The following is a 22,778-nucleotide window of genomic DNA, read 5'->3' as shown; positions in this document are numbered from 1 at the left end:
CATGTCCGGGTTGAAACCTTTCATCGCCAAGATCGCGGCTCGGCAGGCGCTGACGCGACAGGAAGCCAGCGACGCCTTTGAAGTGATGATGTCGGGTGAGGCCAGCATGGCCCAGATCGGCGGCTTCCTGATGGCGTTGCGCGTGCGTGGTGAAACCGTCGACGAGATCGCCGGCGCCGTCTCGATCATGCGGTCAAAGATGGTCTCCGTCGAAGCGCCAGAGGACTCCATCGACATCGTCGGGACCGGCGGTGATGGTACCAACACCTATAACATTTCGACTCTCGCCTCGCTGATCGTCGCAGGTGCAGGCGTTCCCGTTGCCAAGCACGGCAACAAGGCGCTGAGCTCGAAATCGGGAACCGCGGACGCTCTCTCGCAACTCGGCGTGAAACTCGACATCGATCCGGAAACCATCTCGCGCTGCATCCGCGAGGCGGGTATTGGCTTCATGTTCGCGCAGATCCACCATCCGGCCATGCGCCATGTCGGCCCTGCCCGCGTCGAACTCGGCACCCGCACGATCTTCAACATCGTCGGCCCACTCTCCAGCCCGGCAAACGTCAAGCGGCAGCTCTTCGGCGTCTATTCGCCGGAATGGCTTCTGCCCGGCGCCGAGGCGTTGCGCGATCTTGGTCTGACCAGCGCCTGGGTAGTTCATGGCAGCGGCCTCGATGAGGTCACGACCACTGGACCGACTCAGGTTGCGGCCCTAAAGAACGGCGAGATCACCGCCTTCGAACTCACGCCCGACGATTTCGGTGTGGCGACTGTATCGATCGAGGCCATCCGAGGGGGTGACGGTGTAGTGAATGCAGCCGCGCTTCGGGAGGTGCTTTCCGGCGCCAAGAATGCCTACCGCGACGTGGCGCTGTGCAACGCTGCCGCTTCGCTCATCGTGGCCGGACGGGTCGACAACGTGCGTGATGGCATGGCCGTAGCAAGCCAGGCACTCGATTCGGGTTCGGCGGCGGCCGCGCTCGACAAGCTGATCGAGGTTTCCAATTCCGCCGCACAGGGCTAAGCTTGCGCCATGACCGATATCCTGAAACGCATCGAACTCTACAAGCGCGAGGAAATCGCAGCGGCTAAAGCTGCTTTGCCTCTGGCAGAGGTCAAGGCACAGGCGGCCGACCAGCCTGCCCCGCGCGGGTTCTACAATGCTCTCAAGAGACGGCGTGACGCGGGACAATTCGGCCTGATCGCCGAAATCAAGAAGGCCAGCCCCTCCAAGGGCCTGATCCGTCCGGATTTCGATCCGCCGGCGCTTGCCGCCGCCTATGAGGCCGGCGGTGCGGCCTGTCTTTCGGTACTGACCGATACCCCCAGTTTTCAGGGTTCGCTCGACTATCTCGTCGCTGCACGCAAGGCCTGCTCGCTGCCGGCATTGCGCAAGGATTTCATGTTCGACGCCTATCAGGTCCATGAAGCCCGCGCCCATGGTGCAGACTGCATCCTGCTGATCATGGCGTCGCTCTCGGACGATGAGGCGAAACAACTCGAGAACGAGGCCTTCTCTACCGGAATGGATGTGCTGATCGAGGTGCATGATGAAGAAGAACTCGAGCGGGCGCTCAAGCTCTCGTCCCCGATGGTCGGCATCAATAACCGTAACCTGCGCACTTTCGAGGTCAGCCTGACGGTCAGCGAACGGCTGGCACCGATGGTTCCGTCCGACCGTCTTCTCGTTGGCGAAAGCGGCATCTTCAGATACGAGGACTGTGCGCGCCTCAAGACTTCCGGCATCACCACCTTCCTCGTTGGCGAAAGCCTGATGCGCAAGGACGATGTTACTTCGGCGACACGGCTGCTGCTGACCGGCGAAGCCGGGACCATGGCCGCCGAATGAGCGGCCTTACCCACATATCCGCCTCGGGAGAGGCGCATATGGTGGATGTCGGCGACAAGACCGACACGGTTCGTATCGCAACAGCCGAGGGTTATGTGCGGATGACCGCCGAGACGCTGGAGACGATCCGCGCCGGCAATGCGAAAAAAGGCGACGTGATCGCGACCGCGCGGATCGCCGGCATTATGGCCGCCAAGCAGACGTCCAACCTCATTCCGCTCTGCCATCCTTTGATGCTCAGCAAGGTAACCGTGGACATCACGGAAGATCCTGCCCTGCCCGGCCTGCGCGTCGTTGCCACGACCAAGCTGACAGGTAAGACAGGCGTGGAGATGGAAGCACTGACAGCCGTCTCCGTCGCCTGCCTGACCATCTATGACATGGCCAAGGCAGTCGACAAGGCGATGGAAATCGGGGGCGTCAGGCTCGTCGAGAAGATCGGCGGGAAATCAGGCCACTTCCGTCACCCGGAGGCCCGGTAAATGTCTCTCATTCCCGTCGAGGAAGCCCAACAGCGACTGCTTGGCGCCACGCAACGCGTCAGTCGCACGGAGATGCTGGCGCTCGGCGAAGCCGAAGGCAGGGTACTTGCTGCCGACCTTCAGGCGCGGCTGACACAGCCGCCCTTCAATGCCTCGGCCATGGATGGCTATGCGCTTCGCGCAGAGGATGCGCCACTTCCGGGCGCCGAACTCTACGTGATCGGTACCTCCGCCGCTGGACACGCCTTTGCAGGTACCGTTGGACCTGGGGAAACCGTCCGCATCTTCACCGGTGCTCCCGTGCCCGAAGGCGCCGATTCCGTGCTCCTTCAGGAAGACGCCAAGAAGTTGGATGGAAAACGCATCCGCACTGCATTCCCCGTCACGCTCGGCCGCCATGTGCGCCCTCGCGGGCAGGATTTTCTGGAAGGCGAAACTGTCCTGTCGGCGGGCACCCACCTCGACTTTGCCCGGCTGACGCTCGCCGCTGCCATGAACCATGACCGGGTGACGGTCTACGAGAGGCCCAAGGTCGCTATCCTCGCAACCGGCGATGAACTGGTGCGACCGGGCCAGACGCCGGGGCCAAGCCAGATCATCGGTTCAAATAGCTTTGGGATCGCAGCTCTTGCTCGCGAGAATGGAGCGGAGGTTATCGATCTTGGCATCGTGCCAGACGATCGGGGAGAGATTACCCGCGCGATCGAGAAGGCCAGATCGCTCGGCGCCGATGTTCTGGTGACGCTCGGTGGCGCGTCGGTCGGTGACCACGATCTGGTGCAGTCGACCCTGATTGCGGCGGGAATGATGCTGGATTTCTGGCGGATCGCCATGCGGCCCGGAAAGCCACTGATGGTCGGCAGCCTTGGGGAAATGCGGGTGCTCGGCCTGCCCGGCAATCCCGTGTCCAGCATGGTCTGCGGTCTGCTGTTTCTCGAACCGCTGCTGGCGAAACTGACGGGCCGCATTCCATTGCAACGAAAGACGACCGCGCTATCTGCATCCGTTCTTCCGGCGAATGACCACAGGCAGGATTACCTGCGTGCACGATTGATGCGCGCAGACGGAAAACTCGTCGTGCAGAGTTTCGGCAAGCAGGATTCCTCGATGATGAAGATCTTCGCGCAATCGGATTGCCTGATCATCCGTGCGCCGGGCGCGCCTGCGCTGGAGACCGGCGCCGAAACGCCGATCCTGCTTCTTCGTCCGTTTGTCGGGTAACAGCTGGGTAGCTACCTGCCTCAGACGGCGAGCGCTTCTTCCGAGCTTGCGGTATCCTGGTCCACACCGAGCTGCTGCTTGATGGCTTCCTTGATTGCGTCCTCGATCGCCTTGCGCTCATCTTCGGGCATCGCCGCGAGCTGCTCTTCCGTAAGATTGTGATCATCGAGATAGGCGGCGCGGATCTTCTCGGCGAGAGTCACATCCGAGTATTCCAGAAACTTGGAAATGATGTCGTCGTGAGAGCGGCTCTTTTCCGCCCTCTGCTCGGCCTCGTATTCGTTCTTGCGCGTTTCGAGAGCTTCTTCATCGCCGAAGGTGAAGGCCGGTTTGTCCTCTTCATCCAGAATTGCGGAAAAACCGGTGTCCGCAGAACTGCCGACCGAGTTCGTAGCCTTGTTTACAACTTGCGAAGAAAAGAAAGATGAATCACCGATACGCATTAAAGCCTCCTTGGTTCGCGGGCACGATGCCGCAAGAGGCTTGCACGAGACTGGGGACAACTCGCGCAGAAAATTTAAAACCCGGCCTCGCGGCCGGGTTCATATTCGTCAAAACAGCTATTTCACGCTGCGGTCAGACCAAACGGCTCTGTTCGACAGCGGCTCCGATGAAGCTCGAGAACAACGGATGCGGATCGAGCGGACGGCTCTTCAGTTCCGGATGATACTGCACGCCGATGAACCACGGGTGGTCTGGATACTCGACCGTTTCCGGCAGCAGGCCATCGGGCGACATGCCGGAGAAGACCAGGCCACAGTTTTCCAGCCGGTCCTTGTAATCGACATTCACCTCGTAACGATGGCGATGGCGTTCCGAAATCTCGGTCGAGCCGTAAATCTCGGAAATCTTCGTACCCTTCTTGAGGGATGCCTTGTAGGCGCCAAGGCGCATGGTGCCGCCAAGGTCACCGGCCTTGGACCGCTTCTCGAGTTCATTGCCCTTCATCCACTCGGTCATCAGGCCAACGACCGGTTCATTGGTCGGACCAAACTCGGTGGAGGATGCCTTCTCGATGCCGGCAAGGTGACGGGCAGCTTCAACCACCGCCATCTGCATGCCGAAGCAAATACCGAAATACGGGACATCGCGCTCGCGGGCGAACTGGGCTGCAAGGATCTTGCCCTCGGAGCCGCGCTCGCCGAAGCCGCCGGGCACCAGGATGCCATTGACCTTTTCGAGATAAGGCGCCGGATCTTCCTTTTCGAAGACCTCGGACTCGATCCATTCAAGCTTGACCTTGACCCTGTTGGCGATGCCACCGTGATAGAGCGCTTCGATCAGCGACTTATAGGCGTCCTTCAGGCCGGTGTATTTGCCGACGATGGCAATCGTAACCTCGCCTTCCGGCGTACGGATACGGTTGCAGACGTCTTCCCACTGGTCGAGACGCGGCTTGGGCGCCGGCTCGATGCCGAAGGCGGCCAGAACCTCGTTGTCGAGGCCTTCCTTGTGATAGGCCATCGGCACGTCGTAGATATTGGAAACGTCGAGAGCTTGGATGACGGCGGTCTCGCGCACGTTGCAGAACAGCGACAGCTTGCGACGCTCCGCTTCCGGAATCTCGCGATCTGCACGTACCAGCAGGATATCCGGATGAATGCCGAGCGCCTGCAGTTCCTTGACGGAATGCTGCGTCGGCTTGGTCTTCAGCTCGCCGGCCGCCGGGATATAGGGCATCAACGTCAGATGAACGTAGACGGCGGTGCCGCGCGGCAGGTCGTTGCCGAGCTGGCGGATCGCTTCCATGAACGGCATGGCCTCGATGTCGCCGACGGTGCCGCCGATCTCGCAGATGACGAAATCATAGTCTTCGTTGCCTTCTACAACGAAATCCTTGATTTCATTGGTTACGTGAGGAATGACCTGAACGGTTGCGCCGAGATAGTCGCCGCGACGCTCCTTGTCGATGATGTTCTTGTAGATCCGACCGGTGGTGATGTTATCGGTCTTGGTTGCCGAACGGCCGGTGAAGCGTTCGTAGTGACCAAGGTCAAGGTCGGTTTCTGCCCCGTCATCGGTTACGAAGACCTCGCCGTGCTGTGTCGGGCTCATGGTGCCCGGATCGACGTTGAGGTAGGGGTCCAGTTTGCGCAGGCGCACGCGGTAGCCCCGCGCCTGCAGCAATGCTCCGAGTGCCGCGGCCGCAATTCCTTTACCAAGAGAGGAAACCACGCCGCCTGTGATGAATACATATCGCGCCATGGGAGTCACCGGATACCTTTTCAGAATTGATTCCGCCAGCCTAAAAGAGCCGAAACCCTACTTTTTTCTTAAGAGGGGCGGAATATACACAAAAGAAAACCGGCGGACCGTTAAGTCCGCCGGAGGGATTGGAAAGCCGACGATCAGTTGCCCGTCGGAACGGCGTTCGGATCAGACTTAGGAGCGGCAGGAGCCGGAGTAGCCGCGCCATCGACAGCAGGAGCTGTGGAACCGGCCGGAGTCTGGTTGGTAGCCGGAGCCGAACCCGGAAGCTGATCGAGAACGCTGGCACCGGGAGCCGTCGGGCTCGACTGGATACGATCGAGAATGTCCGTCGGCTTCGATTCGAAGCGGGCGAGCAGGCCAAGCCCAAGCGAGGTCGCAAAAAACAGCGCCGCCAGAATAGCAGTCGTGCGTGTCAGCGCATTGGCCGTGCCGCGTGCCGACATGAAGCCGGAGCCGCCGCCGATACCAAGGCCGCCGCCTTCGGAACGCTGGATCAGCACTACGCCGACGAGCGCCAGCACGATCATGAGATGAATGACAATCAATACAGTCTGCATGGAATTTCCGTCCTGCCCTGAGCGGACAAAATAGCGATGTTTGGCGGCTCTCTACACGAGAGACCGCGCCAATGAAAGCCCCTCGCCCGTTTTTCAGGCGGTGAGTTCTTCATACGCCCTGTATATGGCGAGGAAATCCGCTGCCTTCAAGCTCGCACCGCCGATCAGAGCGCCGTCGACATTGGCAACGCCCATCAGTTCCTTCGCATTGGAAGGCTTGACCGAACCGCCATAGAGAATGCGCATGCCCTTGCCTTCGTCGCCGAAGCGCTTGACCAATTCCGCGCGCATGAAGGCGTGGGCCTCCGCGACGTCGGCAACGGTCGGAGTCAGGCCGGTACCGATTGCCCAGACCGGCTCATAGGCGATGACGGTATTCGCTGCAGTCGCGGCATCCGGCACGGAGCCAGCAAGCTGCCGCTTGAGGATATCAAGCGTCTGTCCGGACTTGCGCTCGTCTGCGGTCTCGCCGATGCAGATGATCGCAGTCAGCTCGGCGGCATAGGCGGCCTCTGCCTTGGCGCGAACGAGATGGTCGGTCTCGGCATGGTCGGTGCGGCGCTCGGAGTGCCCCACGATGACATGGGTGCCGAAGCAATCTGCAATCATTTCAGCAGAGATATCGCCGGTATGAGCGCCGGAAGCGTTCTGATGGCAATCCTGTGCACCGATCATCAGAGGGCTGTCCGTGCAAAGAGCGGTTGCGACATAAAGCAGCGTCGCCGGTGGGCAGATCAGCGTCTCGACCTTTTCCGACAGCGGCGACACGACGCCTTCGGCCATTGCCTTGATCTGGTCGAGCGAGGCTCGCGTACCGTTCATCTTCCAGTTTCCCGCGACAAGCGGACGAACATTCGGTGTCATGTCGATAATCCAACCCCAGCTTCGTTGTCGGGGACCTAGCAAATCAAGGGGGCAATGAAAAGCTTGCGAGGGGAAATTCGCCGCCAAATCAGGCGATATGGTGAAAATCCGGCTCAAATTTGCAGCATTTATTAGCAATCACTGCTTTCCGTCGCCATTTTCAGCGTGTCTTCAACAGCCAGTTGAGGATCTGTCGCCAGTCGCTCATCCGCACGGGCGTACCGTGGGATCCAGTCTCGAAAAGGGTAAACCGGGTCGGATAACCGACCTTGTGCAACCGGTCATAAAGCGCGATCTGATCGGTCGCCGCATAGACGCTGTCACGGCTGCCATGGGTGAAGGCGATCGGCAGCTTGCGCTTGTAGGCGGCACTCCTGGCAAAATCGGGATCGGTCGCGCCGCCGAGGATCGCCATACCACCGAGTTTCTCGACGACAGCCGCATCCCGCGTCACGCCCCAGCAGATGAAACTACCCATGGAGGCGCAGGCGAGCACGACCGGCTTCCCCGGAGAGCGGGCGGAGATATCGCCGATCAGCGCGGAAACCGCAGCAACGCCTGCTGTATCGAAGGACGCAACAGTGGGGGCGTAGTACGTCCCACCATTACGGACCGCGAGGTTCTTCAGGCGATTGAAGTTGCCACCGAAGGAATAGTCGTTGGCACCGAGCCTGCGGTCGCCACCCCGTCCATGGATGAATATGACGGTGAAGGCCGCATTTTCGGCTACCCCCACCCGCGTCACGTCGAGCGGACCGGTCGTCAGGGCCAGCGTTTCGTTCACCTGCTGCCGCTTGATACCAAGATCGACATATCGCGATTTCACCCGTCGCTCGGGTATCTGGTCACGACCGTTGATGTCGCGCATTTCCTGATAATCGACCAATTCGAAGTCGCCACCGTCGCGGCTTTCGATGATCGTCGGGCTGGAAAAGAGGTCGTCCTTGAAGGGCGCCAGAGCCTCGGCGCGAGCCTGATCGCATAGAAAAACGGCCAGAAGCAACGCAACGAACGTCACACCGCGGAAATGAACTGTGGACATTTGCATCGGGAATGCGTCTCCTCGTCCGGTCAGCCTTGCCTTCGCCCCGGCGGACACGCAATGCTTCAGTGAAATTTCACGCGGCGGCCTGCAGCCAAAGTCGCGCCTGCCTCGCCTTTCTGGCAAAATCCCGGCGATTCGCAAGAGTGACCCGGGTTCGAGGCGATTTGCGCGCAAGGCCCTGCCATTGACGCCGGTATAACCGACAGATTATCGAACGAAGCCATGGACGACAACGATCTCTTCGCCGGACTGCCGCTTGCGCAGAAGACCGAGGCTCCCGAAACGCCGGCGAGCCCTACCCCGCCTCCGGGACAGGCGCGCGCCGCTGCGCCCTCTGCTCCGACACTTGCGCCCGCCGCTGGCGGCGATGATTACGGCGCATCCTCGATCCGCGTGCTGGAAGGGCTCGAGCCCGTGCGTATGCGGCCGGGCATGTATATCGGCGGCACCGACGAAAAGGCCCTGCACCACCTGTTTGCCGAAGTCATCGACAACTCGATGGACGAAGCGGTCGCGGGTCATGCGAACTTCATCGAGGTCCACCTCGATCTCGATGGCTGCCTGACGGTTACCGATAACGGCCGCGGCATTCCGGTCGAGAACCATCCACAGGTTCCTGGCAAGTCGACGCTTGAAGTCATCATGACCAAGCTCCATGCCGGCGGCAAGTTCGACGGCAAGGCCTATGAGACCTCCGGCGGTCTTCACGGCGTCGGCATCTCGGTCGTCAACGCGCTCTCCGACATTCTCGAAGTCGAGGTCGCCCGTAACCGCAAGCTCTATCGCCAGACCTTCTCGCGCGGCATCCCGCAGGGCGGATTGCAGGAACTCGGCGATGTGCATAACCGGCGCGGCACCCGCGTTCGCTTCCACCCCGACGCACAGATCTTCGGTGACCACGCCAAGTTCGACGCCGGGCGTATCTTTCGCATGGCGCGCTCCAAGGCCTATCTCTTCGGCGGTGTCGAGATCCGCTGGAGCTGCGATCCGGGCGTCGTCCCGCCAGGCGGCGAAATCCCGGAAAAGGCGGTCTTTCACTTTCCCGGCGGCCTGAAGGATTATCTGGCGGCTACGCTCGGCAAGGACTTTACCGTGACCCGCGAAATCTTCGCCGGCCGAACGGAAAAGACCGGCGGGCACGGCGCGCTGGAATGGGCGATCACCTGGTATGGCGGTGATCCGCAGGTCCATTCCTATTGCAACACCATCCCGACGGCCGAGGGTGGCACGCATGAAGCAGGTCTGCGCATCGCGCTGACCAAGGGCCTGAAGAACTACGCCGAACTGACGCAGAACAAGCGCGCCAAGGAGATCACAACCGACGACGTGATGATTTCCGCCGTCGGTATGCTCTCCGTCTTCATCCGCGAGCCGGAGTTCGTCGGCCAGACCAAGGACAAGCTTGCGACCGTCGAGGCACAGCGCATCGTTGAAAACGCGCTGCGCGACCCCTTCGACCACTATCTCGCCGACAATCCCGCCGAGGCGGCCAAGCTGCTCGATTGGGTGATCGAGCGGGCGGAAGAACGTCTGCGCCGCCGCAAGGAAAAGGAAGTCAACCGCAAGACCGCAGTGCGCAAGCTGCGCCTGCCGGGCAAGCTGGCCGACTGCTCACAGAATACGGCCGAAGGCGCCGAACTCTTCATCGTCGAAGGCGATTCGGCAGGTGGCTCCGCCAAGCAGGCGCGCAACCGCTCCAACCAGGCCATCCTGCCCCTGCGCGGCAAGATCCTCAACGTCGGCAGCGCCAGCCGCGACAAGCTGATGGCAAACCAACAGATCGCCGATCTCATCCAGGCGCTCGGCTGCGGCACTCGGTCGAAGTATCGCGACGAGGACCTGCGCTACGAGCGCATCATCGTCATGACCGATGCCGACGTCGATGGCGCACACATCGCCTCTCTGCTGATCACGTTCTTCTATCAGGAAATGCCGGAACTGATCCGAGGCAACCATCTCTATCTCGCGGTCCCCCCGCTCTATGTCATCCGTCAGGGTGCGAAGACGGTCTATGCCCGCGACGACGCCCACCGGGCCGAGCTGATGGAAACCGTATTCAAGGGCAAGAAGGTCGAGATCGGCCGCTTCAAAGGTCTGGGCGAGATGATGCCGGCCCAGCTCAAGGAAACCACGATGGACCCCGCCAAGCGCACGCTGCTGCGCGTGGGGATTGACGACGTCGACTTCGAGGGAACCCGCGATGCCGTGGACGCCCTGATGGGCACCAAGCCGGAAGCGCGCTTCCGCTTCATCCAGGACCGGGCGGCTTTCGCGGAAAACCTCGACATCTGAGGCGAGCGAGTCAGACGACGCGCGGTCGAGCGCCGCCCGTCGACCATCCGCACGAGTGTGGCCGTTACGTGGGGAATTTCATCGTTCCGGCATGCAACATCTGCCAGTTCGATCGCGCGTGACACCGCGCATGCGTCGCCCCATGAAAACCGTGTGCGCTCAGCCATATGAGAATCGGCTGCAGTCTGGAAGACAGTGTCTCGCTGACGGTCACTCGACGCATTCCATGCTTCCGCCCACAAGACACCTTGTCTACCCGTTCAAGCCGCATTCAGCCTTTTAGTTCGAATGCACGGTCCTTTCAAACCTCGCGCGCTTGCACGAACAGGAATGGCGGCATCCGCCGACCTGCCGGGATGGTACGCCCCTGCAGAGATGCACACAATTTTGACCCCTCCAGGCATCCATACGCCCAGTATTGGACGATTGGTCACGCCCCGTTCCGGGCTAGAACTGCCCCCGACACAGATTGCAGCCGTTCTGATTTGAACGCTGGTTCCCACTGCTCGAGTAGTTCGTTTCATGTCCATTGCGATCACCCACCTATTGCGGCGTCTCGCCGTCAAGGCGCTTGCAACGCTCGCCCTCATCATCTGCCTTTCGCAGACGAGCGCCAAGGCCACGGACCTCTACCATGAGGTTTACAGCGGCGAGAGCGTGAGGCTCGTCGTGAACGAATATGGTCAAAACGCCGTGGGTTATGACTATCCGAATGGCCTTCATGGCACTACGACGGGCGCGCCCGATGGGACCGCCGACCTCATCTACACCTCCAATGCCGGTTACGTCGGACAGGAGGTGATTGTAACGACAGCCTACGGCGGTGCGAATTATGACATCCCGGTCGCCTCGGACACCCACCATATCACCGTCAAGCCACGGATCACCTTCTCCGCGAGCAGCTGGCCGAATGGCAAGAAGGGTGCGGTCTATAGCCAGTCAGTGACCGCCAGCTACAGCGCCAGCTCAACGGCCGTGACCTATTCTCTTGCCGACGGCTCGCTACCTACTGGCCTCAGCCTCGACGGATCGACTGGCACGATCTCGGGAACGCCGACCGCTACAGGAAGCTGGACATTCACATATCGGGCCGTCAATGGCGACGGTTACTCATCGAGCCAGTCGATGACCCTGAAGATCGCCCCTTCTGCCACCGACCTGTCGACCACGGTCGCAGCAAACAGCAGCGGCAACACCATTGCCTTCGCGGTATCAGGAAGCGAACAGGTATCAGCGGTCTCCGCACCAAACCACGGCTCGACGAGCCTCTCCGGTTCGACGGCAAGCTACACCCCCACCGCCGGCTACTCCGGTTCAGACAGCTTTACCTACCTCGTAACGGACAGCGCCACGGGCCTTTCGTCGGCAGCCACAGTGAACATCACCGTCACGGCCCCGACGGTGGCCATATCGCCCTCCACCTTGCCTGCAGGCACCGCTGCCGTTGCCTATAGTCAGACGCTCTCGGCGGCCAACGGCACCGCGCCCTATATATTCGCCGTCACTTCCGGCTCGCTGCCCGCCGGTCTCATGCTCTCCACCGACGGCACGCTGTCCGGCACACCAACGACGCAAGAGAGTCGGACCTTCACTATCACCGTAACGGATTTCTACGGAGCCACCGGCAACCAAAGCTATACCGTAGCCATCGCAATCGCCGCACCTGTCGCCAGCGACACTTCAACAACGGTCGCTGCCAACAGCAGCGACAATCCCATCGCGCTCAATCTTTCCGGTGGCGTGGCTTCAACCGTTGCAATTGCTAATGCTCCCGGCCACGGCAACGCCACGGTCTCCGGTGCTTCGATCGCCTATACGCCAACCGCCGGATATTCCGGTTCCGACAGCTTCACCTATACGGCCACCAATGCCAGCGGCACTTCGACGGCTGCCACCGTATCGGTCACCGTCACGGCTCCAACAGTCGCCATTTCGCCTTCCTCCCTGCCCGATGGCACCGCTGCCGTCGCCTATAGCCAGTCGATCACGGCGAACAATGGCACCGCGCCTTATACCTTCGCGGTCACGTCAGGCAGCCTGCCCGCCGGACTGACACTTGCGACGGACGGCACGCTAGCGGGCACGCCCACAGCCGAAGGAAGCCAGACCTTCACCGTCTCCGCAACGGACGCCTATGGAGCCACCGGAAGCCAGAGCTACACCGTGGCCATCGCAGTCGCAGCACCCGTCGCAGGCGACGTCTCGGCAACGGTCGCAGCCAACAGCAGCAATAATGCCATCACGCTCAATCTCTCCGGTGGCGCGGCATCAACCGTTGCAATCGAGACAGCTCCGGGTCACGGCACTGCCACGGCCTCCGGTGCTTCGATCGCCTATACGCCAACCGCCGGATATTCCGGTTCAGACAGCTTCACATATATAGCCACGAATGCCAGCGGCACCTCGGCGGCCGCGACCGTGACCATCACCGTGACGGCCCCAACGCTTGCCCTTTCCCCGACAGGACATTTCAGCCTTCGGGAGAACGAAACCTTCTCGCAGACCTTTACCGCCAGCAATGGCGGCGCGCCCTACAGCTATGCGATTACCGGGAGCCTGCCCGCAGGGATCAGCTTCAACGCCGCTTCTGCGACCCTATCCGGCAATCCGACAGTCAGTGGGGAATTCCCGCTGACCCTGACGGTGACCGATACCTTTGGAGCCACGACTTCCGCCAGCGTCGTTCTCGCCATCGGCGATGCGCTGCCGGTTGCCCCATCCATGTCGAGCGTGACGACCTCCGGCCTGACGACAACGGTCGATCTGACCGAGGGTGCAACCGGCGGCCCCTTCACTGGCGCCGATCTTGTATCACTTTCGCCGCCGTCCGCAGGCACCGCTACCATCATTCTCGGCGACACGGCTGCGGTGGACAGCAGCGCTGCAATCGCCTCGGCCATTCGCGAAGGGCGCTATCGGCTGCGTTTCACCGCAAGCCCCACATTCTCCGGCAATGCCGTAGCAACCTACACCCTGACGAGCGCCACCGGCGTTTCGGCACCGGCGACCGTTACCTTCAGCGTCACGGCCCGTCCCGACCTCTCCGCCGACGCCGATCTCGCGGGCCTCGTCAAGGCTCAGGCGGAGGCCGCCAAGCGTCTTGCCGACAGCCAGATCGACAATGTGCAGCAGCATCTGAAATCGCTGCGCGGCAAACAATGCCTGGAGAACAGCCTCGGCATCAGCCTGACCGACACAGCTGACGGACAGGCACCCATCTCTGGGAGTGCCGGCTGCTCGCCGATTGCCGGTGGAGATCTTGCCTTCTGGAGCGGCGGTTCGATCGACCTCGGCGATACATCAGGCCGGGATGGCGCGAGCGACATCGACCATACCACAGTCTCGCTGACAGCAGGTCTCGACTACAGGCTGACCGACACCTTCATAGGCGGCGTCGCTATCGGCTTCTCGCGCGACCGTTCCGACATCGGTGACAAAGGAACGACCAGCGTCAACAAGGCGGCGAGCGCCACGCTCTACGGCCTCTACCTGCCCGGCGGCGGCTTCTTTATCGACGGGCTGCTCGGCGCCGGTATTCTCGACTTCGATTCGCTCAGGATCACGTCCGTGACCGGACAGGAGGCGGAAGCGAACCGCAGCGGCCGGCAATTCTATGCCGCCGTCACCGGCGGCTACGATTACCGGATCGGCGAGGTTTCCCTGTCATCCTATGGCCGCCTCAGCGGTTCACGCTCCATCCTTGACAGCGTGGAGGAAAGTGGCACCGAATGGGAAAATACCCTGATCGGTCGCCAGCAGGCAGACAGCTTCACGGCGACGCTGGGCCTCTCACTCGGATACGACATCGACCTTGAAAGCGCTGTCTTGACGCCCGAGCTGACACTGGACTTCTCTCATGATTTCCTGAGCAGCAGCGACACGACCGTAACCTATGCCGACAGCGGTTGGCCAATCGACTATGTGATACCCGGCTCGGACAGCAGCCGAGATCGGCTGACGGTCGGGTTCGGGCTGACGCTGGCGGCCAGCGAAGCCGGAACGATGACCGGGCGCTACAGTGCGACGCTCGACCGCGACGGTCTGCAGAGCCAGCGTTTCAACATCGATCTGTCACGCAAGTTCTAACGGATCGACCCGCAAATCAGAATCGATTTGTGGGTCGATAACCTTTGTTTCAGGAAGCCAGAGCCAGCCTCTGCACGTCCGACTGGATATCCGGCGCTGTCGCAGAGCAGAAATCAAACCGTGAAAGCGGTGGATTACTCCGCCGCGCCCAATTGTCCGAACTGAGCCTCGTATAGCCGGGCATAGCCCCGGCCGGCACGCAGGAGTTCGGTATGGGTGCCGATCTCGGAAATGCCACTCGCGTCCACCACAACAATCCGGGAAGCATCGCGGATCGTTGCCAGGCGGTGGGCGATCACCAGGGTCGTTCGCCCTTCTGAGAGTTCGCTGAGCGACTGCTGGATCGCCCGCTCCGTCTCCGTGTCGAGCGCGGACGTCGCTTCGTCGAGGATAAGAATGGGTGGGTTTTTCAGGAACATGCGGGCAATCGCCATGCGCTGCTTCTGGCCGCCGGAAAGCTTGACGCCGCGCTCGCCGATGACGGTATCGAGCCCCTGTGGCATGCCGGCGATGACACCATCGAGCTTCGCACGACGGGCGGCTTCCATGATCTCGACCTCGGACGCACCGAGACGGCCATAGGCGATGTTCTCGCGCACCGTACCGCCGAACAGGAAGACGTCCTGCTGCACGATGCCGATCTGACTGCGCAGCGAGGCAAGCGTCAGCTTGCGGATATCATGCCCGTCGATGGTGATCGCTCCCGTGGTGACATCGTAGAAGCGCGGCAACAGCGAGCAGAGCGTCGTCTTGCCGGCTCCGGACGGTCCGACGAAAGCGATGGTCTCACCGGCCTTGATGTCGAGATCGATCCCACGCAGCACCGGCTTTTCAGCCGTATAGCCGAAGCTTACTGACCGGAAGGCGATATCGCCCTTGAATTGCGGCGCTTCGACGGCATCCGGCGCATCGGCGATATCCGGCTCGGTGTCGATGAGTTCGACGAAGCGGCGGAAACCGGCAATGCCCTTGGGATAGGTTTCGATGACGGAATTGATCTTCTCGACGGGCCGGAAAAATACGCCGACCAGCAGCAGGAAGCTGACGAAACCGCCATTCGACAGATCACCTGACAGCACGAAATAGGCTCCGGTGATCATCACGACCATCTGGATCAGCCGCATGCTCATGTAGCTCATGGAAACGCTGGCAGCCATGATCCTGTAGGCCGCGAGCTTGGTGCGGCGATAGTTCTGGTTGTCACTTTCGAAAAGCGTGCGTTCGTGCTCCTCGTTGGCAAAGGCCTGCACCACGCGGATGCCGCCGACATTTTCCTCGATGCGCGTATTGAAGTCGCCGACACGGCCGAAAAGCGCACGGAAGTTATCCGTCATCCGCGTGCCGTAACGGCTGGTGACCCAGGCCGTCAGCGGCACAATCGCAGCCGTCAACAGCGCCAGTTCGACATTGATCGACAGCATCAGCAGGAGGGCGCCGATAAAGGTCATGATCGCGATAAACAGGTCTTCCGGACCGTGATGGGCGACTTCGCCGATCTCCTCCAGATCCTTGGTTAGCCGCCCCACGAGATGACCGGTCTTCTCGTTATCGAAATAGCGGAAGGAGAGCTTCTGGATGTGGCTGAAGGCGAGGCGGCGCATATCCGTCTCGATGTTGATGCCGAGCATGTGACCCCAGTAGGTGACGGTCGCCATCAGAACAGTATTGAGCAGGTAGATCACCAGCAGGGCGAGCGAAGCTCCAACGATCAGGCCCCATTGGCCGCTCGGCAGGAGATCGTCGACGAACGATTTCACGGCCATCGGGAAGCCTAGCTCCAGCACGCCTGACAAGACGGCACAGCCGAAATCGAGGACGAACAGGCCGCGATAAGGCCAATAGAAAGCGAAAAATCTACGAAGCATGATCAGTCCGTAAGGAATGGAAAGAGACGTCGCCACCGAGACAGGAGGCTAAATGTTGATTTTCTTTTTCATATTTTTACCGCCGCGCCAAGGGCATTACTTGACGCTTTACGAGTGATTTGCCGCATCGCCGGTACAGGTGGCTAGTCCGCCAGCCGCTTTTCCATGAACAGGCTCAAGGGATCTGGCCTGTAGGAACCGAAGGGCGGAATTTCCACAAATCCGAAACGACGATAAAGCCCGATGGCTTCTGGCTGGCTTATACCCGTTTCGAGACGGATGGCCGCAAGTCCCGTGGCGCGAGCGCAATCCTCCAGAGCTTCCATCAGAAGGCGGCCGATCGCAAGGCCGCGTGCTTCGGGCGACACGAACATACGCTTGATTTCGGCGGTACCCTCGCCAGACACCACGAGTGCGCAGCATCCGACGATTTCGCCATCCTTCCGCGCCACAAAAAACGACACCTCGGGCTTTTCCAGCGAGGCTACGTCAAGCAGGTGATTGCTCTCGGCCGGATAGAGCGTCGCCATATAGGCATCCGACTGTTGGAGAAGGGCAATCACTGCCTTCTGACGGACCGGTTCGCGGGCAATGGTGACGGGCATGGCGCTTTCCTTCCACAATAAGGCGGAAGCTTCAGCCAAATGTCGCCGGTCGGTCAAGATCGCCGCCGCGACGCCCTGCTATCGTCTTGCTTTGGCTGCATTCCTCTGATTGAAAGTGAGGGAAACACATCGATATCACCAGCCATTTTCGAAAACGGGTTTCCCATGCAAGCCGCCCTTATCGTCATGACCATTCTTGGCTGCGACGACAGCGTCAACGAATGCCATTATGTAGCAACGGCACAACAGCATTTCGTGTCCGTGGAGCTTTGCGACGCTGCAACGGAAAAGGTGCTCGAGGGATATTCCGGCATCAAATATCCGATGGTCGTTGCCGTATGCCAGCCACCGGACAAACAGACGGCGGACATGCAGACACCCCCGGAAGGCGCCGCCAAGCCAGCGGTCGATGAACCGGCCCCTCTGCCCGGCCCGGCCGCCTCGCTGCCGGAGGAGGAGCGCCAGTCACTTGCCGCCCGTGCGATCTCCAAGATCCGCAACGTGCTGCCCGAAACCTCCGACATCAAGATGGTGTTTGCAACACCGCTCCACGTCGTTGCAGACGGCTATTCCTGGGTGGCCAAGAAGATCGTTCCGTAACAGGCGGCCTCAGGCCGCGAAAGCGATGCCGTTCGCGTAGTCGCGGGCGATACGCCGCTCTTCCGATATGGCCAGCTTCTCGACCATTTCCAGAAGCTCCATCGCGGCTGCCGGACGGTGGGCACCATCGCGGTAGCGCGCCATCAGGCGCGGGGCGATATTGTCCACATCAGTTGCCTGGGACGACAGGACGGCATTACGCCACAGCATGATCGCATCGACAAAAAGCGGGCTGATGTCACGGGCAAGACCAACGCTTTCGAGCAGCGCACGCACGGAGTGGAAGCGTCCGGTCGCGAGAATGGCCCGGACACGCCGCTCTTCAAGACCGGAAAGTGCGACAACGACCGACGCGAAGAAATCCGTCCGCCCGACGCATAACGCATGCATCAGGAAGGCGGGCGTCAGACGCCCCTCCGTCCGTAGCTGTTCGACCAGTGACGGCATCTCCTCGTGCGTAGCGGTCCCGGCAATAACGATGGAAGCAGCCGCGCCAGCCTCGCGGGCCAACCTCTCCATCCGGCGCGCACCGATGGCCGCGAGAACGAAATTGGAACCGGTCAATGCTTCGGCAACACGGCCCACAAGGATCTGGCGCACGGCTGCAGGAAGATTTTCGCGGGCCAGCAAAAGCGCCCTCACCTCGTCTTCTGCACCGTGACGTTCCGCGATCCTCCGCAACGTCAGAGGAGAGATGCCGGCACTTCTATTTTCCAGCAAGACGCAGACTTCACCCGCATCGCCTATCTCTGCCAGTGCCGCAGCTACGACGCGCGAGAGCGCAGGACGAGCTGCGATGAGGGCTCGAGTCTCGGCATTGCCACGACCTGCAAGATCAACGAGATCCATATCGCCGAGCACCGGCGAATGCAGGATTGATACCGCCGCGATTTCCGGTTGATCCTCTGCGAGAGACACCATCAAGCCACGCGGCGCCTGATTGGACGCGGCCAGCGCTTCAACCAGCGCCAAGCGCACGCGCGGCGAAGGATCATCGAGAAGACAAGTCATCGCCATCTGGGCGGCCTGTCGTTCCTGAGCGCTCATGTTGGAGCGAAGATAAGCCCTCGCGAGAGCATTGGCTGCCCGTGCCCTGTCCCCCGCCTTGGCCGTCTCTACCCAACGAAGAAAAGCTGCAACGATCACTGCAAAACCCAACCAAGCCCTGAGAAGCCGCGTAAGATCACTTGGCTTATGGTTTCACGGTAACGGGAAAAGGTTTAACATTCAGTTCACCATGTTCATTAACCGGGAGGCCGATCTGGCCAGCAACGCCAACGACATCCTCAAGGGGCCTTCACTACGGATCTTGCTTGAGATCGCTTCCACATTCGAGGCCAGAAACGTGGCCCATGCGGTGGATGCAATCGTGGTGAACGGCAGCGGTCAAACCGATAAGTCCCCTTTTGAGGAAGGCCATGGCGACATTCCGCGCCTTGCCTATCTCGACAACAATCCGGACAACGACGCGCTTGCGGCACAGCTCGCGGTGCTGATGGAATCGCTTCCACATGGAATCGTACTCGGCAAAACACGGAACGGGTCTGACCTCCAGCGACTCGACACGCTGCTTTCCGCGGAAGAAGCCATGCGGCAGCTTCCCGTCGGTGCAACCGCAATCCTTGCGGTGATGGGAGACAATCCGGCAGGATTGCTCAATGCAGAGAGTTTTGCGGGACGGACACCGCGCCTCAAAGGATTGGGATGCAATACGAGCGCTCTAAGGCGGAGCGACGGAGCGGCCGGAACACTTAGGCTTGCGGCGGATATCACGTTGCTGGCCGCGTCCCACGCCGACGTGCCCGCCTTCAGCTGGCTGGAGCCGGAGTTGTCGGGCAAGGCTCTCGCCGAAGCTTGCACCCGCGCCCGGCAGGATGGCTTTACTGCACTCGTCACGTCCCGAGCGACGCAGGTCGCTACGATCCTTGCGACCCGCGACAGCGATGCAGAAACACTCGAGGAAGCGGGTTAGAGCTTCTTCGGCGCCTCGGGGCGGAACATTTCGAAGACCGGCGCCTGTTCGGCAAAGTCCATGTAGCCCAAGCGCGCCACCGGCCGCGCCAGCTCCACGTCAAACCTGCCGTTGCGGATGACTCTCTCGTCAATGTGGATGCCGACGACCTGGCCAAACACGGCATGGCTGTCCGAAGCGCCACCCTCCAGCGTTTTCAGGGTGTGGACCTCTGTCACGCGGCATTCGAGCGCCGCTACAGCTTCGCCGACGAAGGGAGCCGAGACCAGCCTCCCTTCCACCGGGGTCAGACCTGCAATCTCGAATTCACTCACGCCGTAAGGAACGACGACCGAGGAAAGGTTCACCTTCTCCACCAGATCGAAGCCAACAAAGCTTGTGGTGAAGACGCCGGTCTCCTCGGCGTTCTTCAACGAATCCTTGCGACCGCTCGAGGAAAACATCACGATCTTCGGCCGGTCGCTCACGGCGTTGAAGAAGGAGTAGGGAGAAAGATTGACCGAACCGTCCCGTCCGCGAGTGCCGATCCAACCGATCGGGCGCGGCGCCACGATTGCCTTGAAAGGATCGTGGGCGAGACCATGGCGGTTGGATTCCGTCTCATAGAACATCAATCACCGTTTCCTACCCATGTAACAACATCCGATAGGGCTGGCCGCGGGCGCTCGGTCGCAGGAAAGGTCGTGGAACCTATATGGATAAAGCCCGCCACCTTCTCGCCCGGCCTGATTCCCAGCAGCGGATGGGCCCGCTCGTCATAGGCAAACCATTCAGTCAGCCAGTTGGATACGAAGCCGACGGCATTGGCCGCCATCAGGAGATTGAGGCAGACCGCGCCCGCGGACATCACCTGTTCCCATTCGGGGATCTTCACATGCGGAGCAGCTGTGCTGACCACGGCGATCACGACAGGCGCGCGGGTAAAACGTGTGCGCTCGACATTGACCATTTCCTCGGAAAGATCCGGTTTCTTCTGAAGCGCCATGGCGAGCAGTTCCTCGCCGATTCGAACCCTCTCTTCACCACGATAGACGATGAACCGCCACGGAGCGATCTTGCCGTGGTCCGGCACTCGGACGGCAAGCGTGAGAATCTGCTCAAGTTCGGCGGTCGTCGGTCCTGGCTCGCTCATCTGAAACGCGGGAATGGAACGACGGACGGCAAGATAATCGATAAGTTTCATATCATTTTTCATTCAGGGGCACTTTCCGGCTTTGTCGATGGCAGACACGTCTTGAAATTGCCATCGCATTGCGATTGAAGTTGCTGTCATTGGAGTAGAAGTCAACCAATTGTGCGATACATGATCCGCCATACCCGCGCTGCCCGCCTGTTGTTCGTCGTGGCGGCAACATTGTTTGCCATGACATCCGCGCGCGGTGAAGACGCATTCCAGTCGTTCAAGCAGCTCAACGGCACCACCAAGATGCCGAAGCTGAACGCGTTTTCTCCCAATTTCAGCCAGACGACACCGCCTCGATCCACATCAAAGAGTGTCGCGCTAGAAGCCAAGCTCACCAGCGATGGCGAACCCATGCAGCAGGGCCTCTCCTGGCGAGTGTTCAGCCCCATCCCGGACGGTGACGGCAAACTGCCGCTACTCGCAAGCGCCGAGGGCGGTTCGGCCGACTTCCAGCTAGAACCAGGAGACTATTTCGTCAACGTTTCCTTCGGCCGTGCGGGCGTCACGAAAAAACTTTCGGTTCCGAGCGAAGGCGAAGTTGAAAAACAGGTGATGGTGCTTGATGCTGGCGGTATCCTGCTCAATGCCGTCTCAGGCCCAGACACCCGCATTCCAGCCAAGGAACTGAAATTCGACGTCTATTCCGCCGAAGTTCAGGCGGACGGCGAGCGAGGCCTCATACTCGAGGACGTGAAGCCTGACACGATCGTCCGCCTCAGCACCGGCACCTATCACATCGTTTCCGAATACGGTTCCGTCAACGCGGTTGTACGCGCCGATATCAAGGTCGAGGCCGGCAAGCTGACCGAGGCGACCATCCAGCACCGTGCGGCGCAGATCAATCTCAAACTGGTCTCGGAAGCGGGCGGCGAAGCGATCGCCGACACCGCCTGGTCGGTCCTCGCCTCCTCGGGCGACATCGTGGCGGAAAGCGTGAGCGCCTTCCCGGTCATGGTGCTGGCGGAAGGCGAGTACACCGCGATTGCCCGCAACAAGGACAAGATCTACCAGAAAGACTTTACCGTCAGCGCCGGCCAGAACGTCGATGTCGAACTGCTTCTGACAAAGTAAGCCGCCTCTTGCGGCTCAGCCCACCTTTTTCAACGCTATACGGCGACGTGTCGGTTCCATTGAGAAGACGGCATCGTAAAGCCGTGCAAGGATATCCTTTCGATCCGGGATGGCGCGCAGTTCTTCCCAGTTCAGCAGATCCCCGATACGGGCAGATATGGTCGATCCCGAAAGACGCCGGAACTCGCGAATCAGAAGCGAAATGCGGAGCGTCAGCGACAGCTTACTGGCCAGATGGAAAAGTCGGCCGTTCTGCCCCTCGAAATAGACGGGAATCACATTCGCACCGGCAGCCTGGATGAGTTTTGCCGGGAATATCTTCCACGGCAAATCTTCCGCGCGGCCAAAGCCCCGGCGAGCGGTCGCAACGCCACCGGCCGGAAACACGATCACGGTCACCCCTTCCTTCAGGAGCCGCACCGCCTCATGGCGCGTCTTCATGTTGATCGCCATCGCTTCCTTGGTCTCCTCGAAGGAGACAGGCAGCGAATAAGGCGCCATTTCCGGCACCTTCAGCAGTTCATTGTTGATCAGCACCCGGAAGGGACGGCCGAGTTCCTCCGCGAGTGCCAGAATGGCAATGCCGTCTCCGATACCGAACGGATGGTTCGCGACAATGACGACAGGGCCTTGCGGAAGATTGGCCGGCGGCCATTGCCCCTGCACATTCAGGTGCACATCGATGAGATCCAGCATCTTGCCGAAAACGCGGTCGGTTTTGCCGACGATATCGGAGCGCCAGATGTCATAGAGACGGGCAAAACGATCTCGGCCGGAAAGTCCTTCGATCGACCGGATAAACCAGCGCTTCAGGCGCGGGTCACGTTCATTGGCGTAGGAAAGCTTATCGAAACGCAAGGTATTCCCCTCAACCA

Annotated in this window: 20 protein-coding genes; 9 read left to right on the top strand and 11 right to left on the bottom strand. The window is 60.7% G+C overall.

Going from position 1 to position 22,778, the window contains the following annotated elements; translation table 11 throughout:
* Position 1 precedes the first annotated feature (1 nt).
* From trpD to H4I99_RS13940, 4 genes are read left to right on the top strand one after another with little or no spacing between them, the layout of a single operon-like run.
* Positions 2-1,024, top strand: coding sequence for an anthranilate phosphoribosyltransferase (gene trpD, locus H4I99_RS13955; protein WP_163905447.1), 1,023 nt, complete (start codon positions 2-4; stop codon positions 1,022-1,024).
* Between the two features lie 9 nt (positions 1,025-1,033).
* Positions 1,034-1,849, top strand: a complete 816-nt coding sequence (gene trpC, locus H4I99_RS13950; RefSeq protein ID WP_163905445.1) for an indole-3-glycerol phosphate synthase TrpC — start codon at positions 1,034-1,036, stop codon at positions 1,847-1,849.
* Complete coding sequence (moaC, locus tag H4I99_RS13945; RefSeq protein ID WP_163905443.1) at positions 1,846-2,331, top strand: cyclic pyranopterin monophosphate synthase MoaC; 486 nt, start codon at positions 1,846-1,848, stop codon at positions 2,329-2,331. The genes trpC and moaC overlap by 4 nt, the downstream gene beginning before the upstream one ends.
* Positions 2,332-3,552 (top strand): molybdopterin molybdotransferase MoeA, encoded by a 1,221-nt coding sequence (locus H4I99_RS13940; protein WP_163905441.1) that lies wholly within the window; start codon positions 2,332-2,334, stop codon positions 3,550-3,552. It abuts the gene before it with no gap.
* 20 nt (positions 3,553-3,572) lie between these two features.
* Here the strand turns inward: H4I99_RS13940 and H4I99_RS13935 are convergent, their stop codons facing one another.
* The 5 genes from H4I99_RS13935 to H4I99_RS13915 all read right to left on the bottom strand — a co-directional run bounded on the left by H4I99_RS13935 (position 3,573) and on the right by H4I99_RS13915 (position 8,232).
* Positions 3,573-3,995, bottom strand: coding sequence for a hypothetical protein (locus tag H4I99_RS13935; protein WP_163905439.1), 423 nt, complete (start codon positions 3,993-3,995; stop codon positions 3,573-3,575).
* A 133-nt stretch (positions 3,996-4,128) separates the two neighbouring features.
* Complete coding sequence (gene pyrG / locus H4I99_RS13930) at positions 4,129-5,766, bottom strand: CTP synthase (RefSeq protein WP_163905438.1); 1,638 nt, start codon at positions 5,764-5,766, stop codon at positions 4,129-4,131.
* A gap of 134 nt (positions 5,767-5,900) precedes the next feature.
* Positions 5,901-6,320, bottom strand: coding sequence for a preprotein translocase subunit SecG (gene secG / locus H4I99_RS13925; protein WP_163905436.1), 420 nt, complete (start codon positions 6,318-6,320; stop codon positions 5,901-5,903).
* A 93-nt stretch (positions 6,321-6,413) separates the two neighbouring features.
* Positions 6,414-7,184 (bottom strand): triose-phosphate isomerase, encoded by a 771-nt coding sequence (gene tpiA / locus H4I99_RS13920; protein ID WP_163905434.1) that lies wholly within the window; start codon positions 7,182-7,184, stop codon positions 6,414-6,416.
* 160 nt (positions 7,185-7,344) lie between these two features.
* Positions 7,345-8,232: an alpha/beta hydrolase family protein gene (locus H4I99_RS13915; protein ID WP_163905432.1), complete on the bottom strand. Its 888-nt coding sequence runs from the start codon at positions 8,230-8,232 to the stop codon at positions 7,345-7,347.
* A 219-nt stretch (positions 8,233-8,451) separates the two neighbouring features.
* Between H4I99_RS13915 and parE the strand changes: the two genes are divergently transcribed.
* Both parE and H4I99_RS13905 read left to right on the top strand, forming a co-directional pair.
* Complete coding sequence (gene parE, locus H4I99_RS13910) at positions 8,452-10,521, top strand: DNA topoisomerase IV subunit B (RefSeq protein ID WP_163905430.1); 2,070 nt, start codon at positions 8,452-8,454, stop codon at positions 10,519-10,521.
* A gap of 522 nt (positions 10,522-11,043) precedes the next feature.
* Complete coding sequence (locus H4I99_RS13905; protein WP_163905429.1) at positions 11,044-14,607, top strand: putative Ig domain-containing protein; 3,564 nt, start codon at positions 11,044-11,046, stop codon at positions 14,605-14,607.
* A gap of 134 nt (positions 14,608-14,741) precedes the next feature.
* On the opposite strand, the gene H4I99_RS13900 is transcribed toward H4I99_RS13905, so the two are convergent.
* Together H4I99_RS13900 and H4I99_RS13895 are read right to left on the bottom strand one after the other, a co-directional pair.
* On the bottom strand, positions 14,742-16,472 hold the full coding sequence (locus H4I99_RS13900) for an ABC transporter ATP-binding protein (RefSeq protein WP_163905427.1): 1,731 nt from the start codon (positions 16,470-16,472) through the stop codon (positions 14,742-14,744).
* Positions 16,473-16,615: 143 nt separating this feature from the next.
* Positions 16,616-17,077, bottom strand: coding sequence for a GNAT family N-acetyltransferase (locus H4I99_RS13895; protein ID WP_163905425.1), 462 nt, complete (start codon positions 17,075-17,077; stop codon positions 16,616-16,618).
* A 165-nt stretch (positions 17,078-17,242) separates the two neighbouring features.
* Between H4I99_RS13895 and H4I99_RS13890 the strand changes: the two genes are divergently transcribed.
* Positions 17,243-17,677: a hypothetical protein gene (locus H4I99_RS13890; protein WP_163905423.1), complete on the top strand. Its 435-nt coding sequence runs from the start codon at positions 17,243-17,245 to the stop codon at positions 17,675-17,677.
* A gap of 9 nt (positions 17,678-17,686) precedes the next feature.
* On the opposite strand, the gene H4I99_RS13885 is transcribed toward H4I99_RS13890, so the two are convergent.
* Positions 17,687-18,823 (bottom strand): DUF2336 domain-containing protein, encoded by a 1,137-nt coding sequence (locus H4I99_RS13885; protein ID WP_163905420.1) that lies wholly within the window; start codon positions 18,821-18,823, stop codon positions 17,687-17,689.
* 91 nt (positions 18,824-18,914) lie between these two features.
* Between H4I99_RS13885 and H4I99_RS13880 the strand changes: the two genes are divergently transcribed.
* Entirely contained in the window at positions 18,915-19,649 is a 735-nt protein-coding gene (locus tag H4I99_RS13880) for an aldolase/citrate lyase/malate synthase family protein (RefSeq protein ID WP_163905419.1), read from the top strand.
* Here H4I99_RS13880 and H4I99_RS13875 read toward each other — a convergent pair.
* Complete coding sequence (locus tag H4I99_RS13875) at positions 19,646-20,260, bottom strand: flavin reductase family protein (protein ID WP_163905417.1); 615 nt, start codon at positions 20,258-20,260, stop codon at positions 19,646-19,648. The two genes, H4I99_RS13880 and H4I99_RS13875, sit on opposite strands and share 4 nt — an antisense overlap.
* Positions 20,260-20,844, bottom strand: a complete 585-nt coding sequence (locus tag H4I99_RS13870) for a nitroreductase family protein (RefSeq protein WP_163905415.1) — start codon at positions 20,842-20,844, stop codon at positions 20,260-20,262. Before H4I99_RS13870 ends, H4I99_RS13875 begins: the two co-directional genes overlap by 1 nt.
* 168 nt (positions 20,845-21,012) lie before the next feature.
* Here H4I99_RS13870 and H4I99_RS13865 point away from each other — a divergent pair, with 168 nt between their 5' ends.
* Entirely contained in the window at positions 21,013-21,903 is an 891-nt protein-coding gene (locus tag H4I99_RS13865) for an RgsD C-terminal domain-containing protein (protein ID WP_163906307.1), read from the top strand.
* Between the two features lie 15 nt (positions 21,904-21,918).
* Here H4I99_RS13865 and H4I99_RS13860 read toward each other — a convergent pair whose 3' ends face one another.
* On the bottom strand, positions 21,919-22,761 hold the full coding sequence (locus H4I99_RS13860; protein ID WP_163905413.1) for a lysophospholipid acyltransferase family protein: 843 nt from the start codon (positions 22,759-22,761) through the stop codon (positions 21,919-21,921).
* Positions 22,762-22,778: the final 17 nt, after the last annotated feature.

This window comes from Paenirhizobium daejeonense (genome assembly GCF_014280875.1).
Lineage (GTDB): Bacteria > Pseudomonadota > Alphaproteobacteria > Rhizobiales > Rhizobiaceae > Allorhizobium > Allorhizobium daejeonense.
Note: the sequence above shows the minus strand (reverse complement) of the source record. Positions and strands in the feature narration are given on the sequence as shown.